Source organism: Empedobacter sp. UBA5924, from assembly GCF_002431085.1.
GTDB classification, from domain to species: Bacteria; Bacteroidota; Bacteroidia; order Flavobacteriales; family Weeksellaceae; genus Empedobacter; species Empedobacter falsenii_B.
Map to the genome: position 1 here is coordinate 1 of NZ_DJDM01000030.1, position 10,243 is coordinate 10,243.

General features: G+C 30.9%; 5 protein-coding genes. 2 read left to right on the forward strand and 3 right to left on the reverse strand.

Going from position 1 to position 10,243, the window contains the following annotated elements; genetic code table 11:
* Positions 1-129 precede the first annotated feature (129 nt).
* Both B3792_RS08510 and B3792_RS08515 read left to right on the forward strand, forming a co-directional pair.
* Positions 130-1,638 carry a DoxX family protein gene (locus B3792_RS08510; RefSeq protein WP_291069375.1) on the forward strand — a complete coding sequence of 503 codons (1,509 nt, stop codon included), beginning with the start codon at positions 130-132 and terminating at the stop codon, positions 1,636-1,638.
* A 31-nt stretch (positions 1,639-1,669) separates the two neighbouring features.
* Positions 1,670-1,945, forward strand: a complete 276-nt coding sequence (locus B3792_RS08515; protein WP_280062949.1) for a DUF6520 family protein — start codon at positions 1,670-1,672, stop codon at positions 1,943-1,945.
* 23 nt (positions 1,946-1,968) lie between these two features.
* Here B3792_RS08515 and B3792_RS08520 read toward each other — a convergent pair whose 3' ends face one another.
* The 3 genes from B3792_RS08520 to B3792_RS08530 are packed head-to-tail and all read right to left on the reverse strand — an operon-like array spanning position 1,969 to position 8,705.
* On the reverse strand, positions 1,969-4,413 hold the full coding sequence (locus B3792_RS08520; protein ID WP_291069376.1) for an alpha/beta hydrolase family protein: 2,445 nt from the start codon (positions 4,411-4,413) through the stop codon (positions 1,969-1,971).
* On the reverse strand, positions 4,400-5,779 hold the full coding sequence (locus B3792_RS08525) for a RagB/SusD family nutrient uptake outer membrane protein (RefSeq protein ID WP_291069378.1): 1,380 nt from the start codon (positions 5,777-5,779) through the stop codon (positions 4,400-4,402). The genes B3792_RS08520 and B3792_RS08525 overlap by 14 nt, the downstream gene beginning before the upstream one ends.
* A gap of 4 nt (positions 5,780-5,783) precedes the next feature.
* Entirely contained in the window at positions 5,784-8,705 is a 2,922-nt protein-coding gene (locus B3792_RS08530) for a SusC/RagA family TonB-linked outer membrane protein (RefSeq protein ID WP_291069380.1), read from the reverse strand.
* Between the last annotated feature and the right edge of the window lie 1,538 nt (positions 8,706-10,243).

Below are 10,243 nucleotides of genomic sequence, written 5' to 3' on the forward strand. Positions count from 1 at the left end.
AAGATCCCTATATGAGAACTATTGATGAAGATGAAAACGGAAACTGATGTTAGATGTTAGATGTTATATGTTACATGTTAGATGTTAGATGTTAGAAAGTTATTTTTTAAGAATTAAAACTACTAAAAGATGAGAAAAATTGCACCGTTTATACAAACGCTCATCTGCTACCTATTTATCGTTTTGTTTATTTATGCAGCTGTGAGTAAACTAATGGATTTTGAGAATTTTCAAATTCAATTGGCTCAATCACCATTACTAAGTGCTTACGCAGGATTTATTTCTTACGCCGTAATTATTGTGGAAATTCTAATTGTATTATTGCTTTGTATCAAGCGAACACAACAAATTGGGTTGTATGCTTCTTATGGTTTGATGCTCGCGTTTACAGGTTATATCTATCTGATTATTAATTACAGTGATTTTGTGCCATGTTCTTGTGGAGGAATTCTAGAGAAACTTGGATGGACAGAACATTTGATTTTCAATCTCGTTTTTGTTGGATTAGCTGTAATTGCCATTTACTTAGGTGAATTATTAACGTTTCAAAAAAGTAAACGAAAATTATTTGTTACCTTCTTTGCTATTTCGATTGTTTCAATTGGAAATGTCATTTTCTTATTTCTCACATCTGAACACATCATCAAACAAGAAAATAATTTTACCAGAAGGTATTTACAGCATCCAATTATCGAAGAAAAAGCGATTGATCTAGGCACTAATTCTTACTATTTTGTAGGATATGAAAATAATACGCTGTATTTAGGAAATTATACTGCTCCACTTGTTTTAACGAGTGTTGATACCAATACAGATCAAATCATTTCCAAAAAGATTGATTTGGACTATAAAGATCATCCTTTTAAATCCATTATGATGCGTGTCAAAAATGGTGACTTTTATTTGTACGACGGAACAGTTCCTGTTATTTATAAAGGAAAATTAACCAATTTACATGCAGAAACCATCAGTTTGAATGATGCTTTTTTCAATCAATTGATTGTAATTGATTCTACCAAATTTGCTATTCGTACTCAAAGTAGCACAACGAAAACACAAGTTTTGGGTCTTTTAAACTTAAACAAAGAGCCCAAAGTAAAGTTGTTTTCAACTGTACTCGAAAAACAAATTGATGGTGTTTTTGATACAGATGGATTGTTAGTTTTTGATTCATATTCAGATGAACTGGTTTATACTTATTACTACCGCAATCAATTTATTGTTATGGATCAAGATTTACACATCAAACACAAACTAAATACGATTGATACTACTTATCAAGCAAAAATTGAAGTTAGCCATCTATCGGATGGAAAAAATAAAATGAGCGCTCCTCCACTTTTAGTGAATAAAAAAATGGTTGCACATCGACATCTCTTGTTTAATATCTCTAAGCTAATGGGGAAATTTGAATCCCCAAAACAGTGGAAACAAGTGGATGTAATTGATGCGTACCGAACAGATCGTAGGCATTATATCGGAAGTTTTACTGTACAACATCGCGAAGAAAACAAACTTTCTGATTTTTTAGTGACTGATTCTCATTTTTATGCACTAATTGGAAACGAATTGATTGTTTATAAACTAAAGCCGGCTATAACCGATCAGTTTAAAACAGGAAAAGCCGAAAACCTGTAAAAAAGTAGGCAAAACTAAAATTCACATTAAAATGAAAAATTTAAAACAAATTATTTTACCAGCTGTCATTGTATTAATGGGGACTGGTGCTGCTTTCGCTACAAATCAGGCGAAGAAAGCTGGATGGGATCCTGGAGATCCGATTTATCGTATCGATCAAGAACAGCCATGTACATTGGTTGAAGATTTTGAATGTAGCAATGTTATAGGTAATTTATGTACTTACCAGCCAGGTGTACATCTTTACGGAATGGATGAAATTTCGGGAACAGCTTGTAATGTTCAATTATTTGAAAAAACAAATTAATAATTTATAAAAGGAGACAGCTTTTACAGCTGTCTCTTATTTTTAATCCACTCTATTTCAGTGTTTTTTAAATAAAAATCGAACCAATTTATAATCCTCTGATTTAAATCTTTTGCCTTTGATGGATTCATAATCACATGCTTTTCATTCGGATATAATAACAACTTTCCTTCTTTTTTTAAAAGTCTCATTGCTAAATACATGCTAACACTTTGTTCCCAATTGACATGATAATCTTCTTTTCCAGTCCATATTAATACAGGTGTATGTAGGTTTTCTAATTGGAGTAAAGGAGATTGTTTTAAATAATTTTCTTTTGAATCATAAAACATTGAACTCATTTTAAAAAACTCATCCTCAAATCTCCAAAATTGTGGTTTTGATTTATTCCAATCCATCGAAAAGTACCAATTTACAATATCAGAAACACCTGAGCCACTAACAGCGGCTTTAAACATATTCGTACGATTTACGATATAATTTACCTCAAAACCACCATAAGAATGGCCTATTAATCCAATTTTATCTCTATCAATATTGGCTTCTTTTAATGCTTGATTGGTTGCCTCAACTGTACATTGTAGTGCTGATTCGCCTGGTTGATCTAAATCGACTATGATATCTGGTAGTAAGACAAAATAGCCTTGTGATGTATAAAAATCAGTATTGAAACCATTAGCTGAGCTTACTTCTGGCAATTGAAAATCATTCACTAAATGTGATTGCTTTTGGTAGATATGGACAATCATCGGATAATATTTGGTTGAATCATAATCAAATGGATAATACAATATTGCTTTTACTGATTTCCCATTTATAATAGATTTTATTTCTTGAAAACGACGTTTTTGAACAATCGAATTAACTGCTTCAACCCGAATGGTTGCTTTATTCTTCTCATCTATTTGAACAATACGAGGAGATTTTAAATAACCTTGCTCTATTACATACAAATTCTTATTTTTTAACGAAACTTTCTTAACATCTTGCGATGTGTTATAAATTTCATTTAATCGATCACAACATTTATAAATTTTATACTGATTATTTTCGTTTAAAGATTGCAAATAAATGGTTTCATCTACTTGATTTTTAGCTTTATTTCTAGTTATTAAAAACGTAAAAGTACCCGTTTGTTTTGTAGATTGAATTAATTGCTTCAGCTTTTTTGTATGAAGATTATATTCCCATATCCCTTCTTTAGCTGTTAAAAAAACACGTGAATTATCATAAAATTTAGCTGGCTGAAAAGCTTCATTCTTAAAATAATCATCAACGGAGAAACCAGCTTTTATTGAAGTGGTCAAACTTTTCTTTTTATCTTCTAATACATCATATATCCACCAATTATTTTCTTTGAAATAGATAAATTTATTGTGATCAGAAAGTATTAATTTATTTCTGTTGTAATCGTCAAAATCTTCAACTATTAGCTTTTGATTCATTGTTTCTAGATCTATTAACTTAACATCAACATGATCCCGTAAATGACGATAACTTCTGTATCTATTCTTGTCGAATAAAAGTAGATATTGCGTTCCTAAAAATTCGTAATTGACGTCCGTTAGAGAAATTCTGTTTTTCACCTCTCCATTATTCAATTGAATAAAAATCAATTCTTTTTGACTCTTCGGTTTTTGAATAATAATTTGATCATCAGAGGTATCCCAAATTTCTACTTCTTCTGATTTTTTTAAAGTATAATCAGATTGAAATGTATTTTCTAAAATGAGTAAATTATTGTCTTCATTAATAATCTTAAGATTTATACTCTTATTTAAGTCATAAAGTAATTTGACCTTAGTCCCATTACTTTTTACATAAAATAAATCTTCTCCTTCTTGTTTAATGTAGTCATATTGATTGAATTCATTCCATCTTAATGACTGGTACTTAACACCATCTATTTGAAAAAGAAGATTAATATTTTTATTCAATTCATACACATCAATGGTATGATTTGTTTTTTCAATTACTAATTTATCATTTTCCCATTTGTAATCTATTACATCAATAAACTTTATTTCATTTCCTAATTCTCCATTATTTATTGTATTAATGTAAAGCGTATTACCTTCTTTTTTCGCTACAAAAAATTGCTTATTAGAAGTTTCAATCATTTTCTTATAATGCGGAATTGTTTTTTTATTTTGACTTTGGGTGTTATATAGTACAAGACCTTCATTTTTTTCATCATATAAAAAATACTTATCACTCAACCAATGATAGTTCATTATTCTACCAAGTCGTATTTCATCTGCTTTTTTATTATTTTTCAAATAATAGACAGGTAATTCATGGTTTTTATTTTTAGTAAATAATATATTTTCATTGTTTGCATCTACAAATTCAACGGTATAAAATTGATTAAAATAAGTTTCCAATGAATCTAATTTCTGTTGTTGACCAGAAATATAAATTGAAATTAAACAGATATAAAAGTTTAATATAAATCTAATAGCCATCATTTTGGGGTTTTAAATTATTATTCAATAAAATCTCCTTTTCTGGTAAAGGCAGTTTCTCCATAAATGGTTTCCAAGTTGGAATACTATTTTGTAATTCATTTAATCGATTCCATCTTTTCAAATCAAAAAAACGATGACCATATTCTGTAAATAGTTCATGTTTATATTCATCTAAAATAGCTTGCTCTAATTCATGTTGAGATAAATTGGAAAGCATGGGTAAATTGGCTCTTTTACGAATAAGGTTTAAATCTTTTTCAGCTTCTCTAAAATTGGAAAGCTGAAAATTAGCTTCTGCACGTATCAAATACAATTCAGCCAAACGAAGCACAACACTATTCTCTACATTAACTGTTGACGAAGCATTGGGCGCTTTGTATTTGTATGGTTGATACCAAGTACCCTGATTGTTATTTAATTTCTTTATCCAAATTTCTTTTCTTTGATCTCCCTTCTCGAAAGAGTTGACGAAAGTGGGTTTTAAACTTACAAAAGCTGGAGGTAGAGCATTTAACATAAAAACATCTGCTTCTAATGAATTTCCAGTTGCTAAATGAGGCGAAAAATGCCAAATAACAGACGAACTTATTTTTAAAAACTCTTTATTAAGGTCTTGTTCTAATGTAACACCAGCCGTTTGAATAACATCATTTGCATGCTGTTTGGCTTTTTCCCATTGTTTGGTTTGTGCATAGTATTTAGCTTTTAAAGTTTTTAACGATGTAAGATTTAACCGTGTTTTAGATGTGTTTTTCGTTCCTTTCAAAAACAATTCTTCTGCTACTAAATAATCTTGCTCTATTCTTTCATAAATTTCCTTTTCTGGTGTTTTATGAACAAGTTTATTTTGCAAATAATCTGTCGTTGTGATGTATGGGATTTCGCCAAACAATTGAGTCAAATACATGTGCAACATTCCACGCATTGTATAGGCTTCTGCTAATACTGTTTGTTTGTATTGATTTTCTAATAATGTACTTTTTTCTACCCCCTCTATCAATGCATTTAATCGATATATTTGATTATAACTTGTGTTCCAGCTAGTCAACACCAATTCATTTCGAGTGGATAGCGTGTGTTCATAAAACTCTTTCTGTCCTAGCAAATTGATTGAATATAAATCGAGTTCATCTGTATATAATCCCAATAAATACGTCATACCAGAATTATTTCCTGTAAATAATCCGTTATCTCTTAAGCTTGCATAGATATTTAACAATGCAGCATCTGTCGTTTTTTTATCTTCAAATACTTCTGCGCTTACAAGTTGTGTATTTGGTGTATCAAGATCTAAGAAGTTGTCGCAACTTGTCAAAAGAATTAAAGCGATTAATCCTTGTTTAAAGTGTATAAAAATTGATTTCATAATGTTAAAAGTTTAATTGTAATCCAAGTGTATATTCTTTCAGAGGTGGCAAATACCCTGATAAAACAAATTCGGGATCAGCACCAAAATAATTGGTTAGCGTCCATAAATTTTGTCCGTTGAGAAACAATTTTATAGAAGAAGTGTTTGCAATTTTAAATTGATAGGAAATGGAAATATTCTTTAAACGGATATAAGAACCATCACTTACCGATTGATTACTTTGTTTAAAATTATTATAGGCTTGCGAAGCGAGCGTTTGGCTTCCAGTACTGTATCTTTGATACTTGGCTGATGGATTATTCGGTGAATAAGCATCTAGAAACTCTATCGGTTGATTGGTTAAACTTCCTGGAATGAAACTCTGAGCGATATAATTGATACTATTTTGTTTCACGAATTGAAACAGTACATCAAGTCCAACGTTTTTATACTGCACTTGATTTGACCATCCTCCAAACCATTTTACACCCACATTTTTAATAACCTGCTTATCTTCAGTATTTATTTTTCCGTCTTGATTAAAATCTTTGAATGTATGTAATCCAGTTATTGGGTCTATACCTGTCCATTCGTATAATTTTTTAATTGTAATGGGTTCACCAATAACATAAGTATTGGCATAAGTAGAACCTTCTAAATCGGGAAATGACACTAATTTATTTTGTGGAAATGATAGATTTAAACTACTTTTCCATTGAATAGCGTTTTGCAATGGTTTTGCTGAAAGTTCAATTTCAATTCCTTTGTTCTCTACTTTTGCAGGTAAATTAGATTGAATGGATGAAAAACCTGTTGTTCCTGGTAAAGGGATTCCGACCAATTGATTTCCAGATACATTTCTATACCATGCAAGCGAAAATCCTATTCTATCTCTAAAAAAAGATAAGTCAAGAGCGAATTCTAATTTCTTATTTTTTTCCCAACTAAAATTAGGATTATACAAACTATTTGGTTCTAAACCTGTAACCTGATCGTACGTTCTTGCCTTTGTAATATAGGTATCCAAGTATTGATAATCACCAATCAAATCATTACCTGTAATCCCATAACTACCTCTTATTTTTCCGAAGCTTAACCAAGATGATTCGTTGAGAAAGTTTTCTTTTGAAAAAATCCAAGCTGCTCCAATTGCACCAAAATTCCCATATTTAAAATTTTGTCCAAAACGACTTGATCCATCGCGACGACCAGTTAAGTTTATAAAGTATTTGGATTGGTAGTTATATCCAAATCTGTCGTAAACAGATTGATACGTATAATCAATGATAGGTTGTGCACTAATTGTTTTTACACTAGCAGAAGATAAATCGTTTAGCAATGAGTTACTCAGAAAATTAGAAGCCGAAATTCCTAATCCATTTGTTTGTCTGTGTTGAAATGTTAATCCAACAAGATTTGAAAAGTGGTGTTGATTTATACTTTTATTGTACTCTAATCGTGGTTCTATGTTATACGACATAACTTTCTGATCGTATCGTAATACGTTAGATCGTTCACTCCCATAATTATAATTTGGGTTGTATATCGTAGATGGACTTACCCGATTTTCTATTGATTGACTATAATAAATCCCTATATTATTCACTAAACTTAATCCTTCAATTAATTGAATTGAATTCAAAATAGCATGATTCATCATATCACCATTACTAGTATAATAGCCCCTGAGTGCAGCTAATGGATTTACAAACGTATTGTTTTGCCAATTCAGTTCACCTTGTTCATTGTATAAATTTGGGGCATTCGGGGCTAAGCTTATAACACTTGAAAACAAATCGGTAGAAGGTAATTTATTGACAGATCGACTTAAATTACCTTTATATCCAATAGAAAATCGTTGATTAGGAGAAGTGTAATTTAAACTTATTAAAGCAGTAGTCTTTTTTAATCGAAATGGTTCTGGATAAACAGTTGTTGCTTCAAAATGTCCCATACTCATTAAAAATTGAAATTGATCTGAGGCTGCGTTTATACTTAATTGGTTATTGTTTTTAGAAGAAATGTGCCTTACTAATTCGTTAAACCAATTGGTTGACGAATTAACATCCCAACTTCCATTTATATCATAGGCATTGGTTGGATAAGTTTTAATTCCATCATTTTCAAATGCAGATCTTCTCATTGCTAAATAATCAGACGTATTCATTAATCTTAATCGATTCATTACTTTACCAACTGTGTAATCTGAATTATACGCAATATTTAGTTTTCCACTTTTTCCTTTTTTAGTTGTTATCAGTACTACTCCATTGGCTCCACGCGAGCCATAAATAGCAGTAGCATCGGCATCTTTTAAGATTTCAATGCTTTCTATTTCTTTTGGATTCAGAAAATTAAGAGGATTAGATTCCCCATAAGGTAGAATACCAGACGACAACCCTACACTTGTTATATTTCCACTTCCAAAAGGTACACCATCTACAATATAAAGTGGTTCGTTTCCCTCTCGTCTTAGACTATTTCGTCCACGTATTTGAATGTCATAACCTCCACCTGCATTTCCAGAATTTTGTATAATACTTACTCCAGCCATACGTCCTTGTATGGCAGAAAGTACATTATTCACAGGCTGATTTTCTATCTCCTTTGCCGTTACACGTGCTATAGAACCCGTTCGTTCTTTGTCTTTTACAGTATAATATCCTGCATTGATCACCACATCTTTCAGCTGAATACCTTCCTCCTCCTTTGTGAAACTTACATTGATCACGCTTCTATTCAAAACCACTTCTTCTCGAATAGGGAAATCCAATTGCTCAAAAATTAATTTAGCATTTTCATGTTGTAAAGTCAACGAATAGTTTCCATTATCATCGGTAAAAGTGGAATTATCGGTTCCCTCCTCTTTTACCATTACGCCCACCAGTGGGACTTGAAGTTCTTTTACCGTTCCAGTCACGGTTTTACCTGTTTGTGCCAACATAGGTGTTGCACAAAACAATCCCAATAGCACACTTATTATATGCCTATTGAGTTTGAAGTAAAATTTTTTCATAATTTTACAATAGTTTTTTAAAATTCAACATTAGTTTTAAAAGCCACTCCTTTTCCTGTACATCGCGCCAACTTTGTTTTGGGGAAAGGGGTTTTATCTTTTTGCGTTATAAGTTTTACGCTTAACGTTTTACGTTTTTATTCTTATTAATACTCAAGTTCACTTTTTAACAACAAATTTTGTCATTCTGGGCTTGTCTCAGAATCTCATCTCGTTGGTATTCTTAGCTTGTCGAAAAATTTCTTCCTTTCATTTTTTTGAGCATCCAAAAAAACGAAACAAAAAAAGATGCCGACAGTAGTCTCTCAATGATTCAACTAAATAAATTATTTCCATAAAGTTGGCAACTCGCTTTGCTCAAACACTCCAACTTTTTTTATTCCAATAATTTAGAGTTGAATTGCATTTCGATTCTAAATCGTCGGATTTTTTTAATTCCTATTTAAACATTCAAATTCGTTTATAACAACCAATTTATAAACCGTTATTGTTGAAAAGTCGAGCGTCAATTCGGCGTAGTGAGCGTTAAAAATGATTTACTGTTCGCATTTCATATGCGAATGTTCTAAAGCATTTAGCGAATAGCCGTTATTGACCGACTTGTAAGCACAGACTTGATTATTTTGGTTCGTTTTTTCATCAAGGAAAAAATGAATAAATACTGTTTTTATACTACTTTTTAAGTTACACCCAAAATTCCCCCTCCGACAAGTTTTAAAAATTACATTAATAAATGAAAAAAATTAACACTAATCATTTTATGAAGATCATTTANNTTAGTTTTTTAATTCAACATTTGTTTTAAAATCCACTCCTTTTCCTGTACATCGCGCCAACTTTGTTTTGGGGAAAGGGGTTTTGTTTTTTTACGTTATAAGTTTTACGCTTAACGTTTTACGTGTTTTTTATCAATTCTATCTTTAACCACAATAGAAGCATAGGTTTTTGTTATGTTTTACGCTTAACGTTTTATAGATTTTGTCATTCTGAGCCTCTTAAGAATCTCTTCTTTTCATTTTTGTCTTGACACAAAAACGAAACAAAAAAGTCAAGTCTTTGATTTTCGACGGTCAAAATAAGTTTCAGCCATTCAATGTTTTAAATCATTTGCTACGCAAACAGTAAAACATTTTAACCATTCTCTTCAACTTTTTGACACTCGCCTCCAAATCATATGACGTTTTCTTCATTCTTTTTCAATACTCAAATTCGTTGTCATTTTTAAAAACGGATTTTGTCATTCTGGGCTTGTCTCAGAATCGCATCCTTTATAAATCCCCCGATATTGACAAGTTTTAAAAATTACATTAATAAATGAAAAAAATTAACACTAATACATTTTATGAAGATCATTTATACTCTTTGTGTTGTCTTCGGGGGATAGAGTGTGAATCTGTTTACTCTTTCATAATTTTACATAGGTTTTTTAATTCAACATTAGTTTTAAAAGCCACTCCTTTTCCAGT

What these genes read in the sequence shown, in the direction of transcription:
- B3792_RS08510 (WP_291069375.1), top strand. Translation starts at nt 130, where the DNA reads ATGAGAAAAATTGCACCGTTTATACAAACGCTCATCTGCTACCTATTT.
- B3792_RS08515 (WP_280062949.1), top strand. Translation starts at nt 1,670, where the DNA reads ATGAAAAATTTAAAACAAATTATTTTACCAGCTGTCATTGTATTAATG.
- B3792_RS08520 (WP_291069376.1), bottom strand. Translation starts at nt 4,413, where the DNA reads ATGATGGCTATTAGATTTATATTAAACTTTTATATCTGTTTAATTTCA.
- B3792_RS08525 (WP_291069378.1), bottom strand. Translation starts at nt 5,779, where the DNA reads ATGAAATCAATTTTTATACACTTTAAACAAGGATTAATCGCTTTAATT.
- B3792_RS08530 (WP_291069380.1), bottom strand. Translation starts at nt 8,705, where the DNA reads ATGTTGGCACAAACAGGTAAAACCGTGACTGGAACGGTAAAAGAACTT.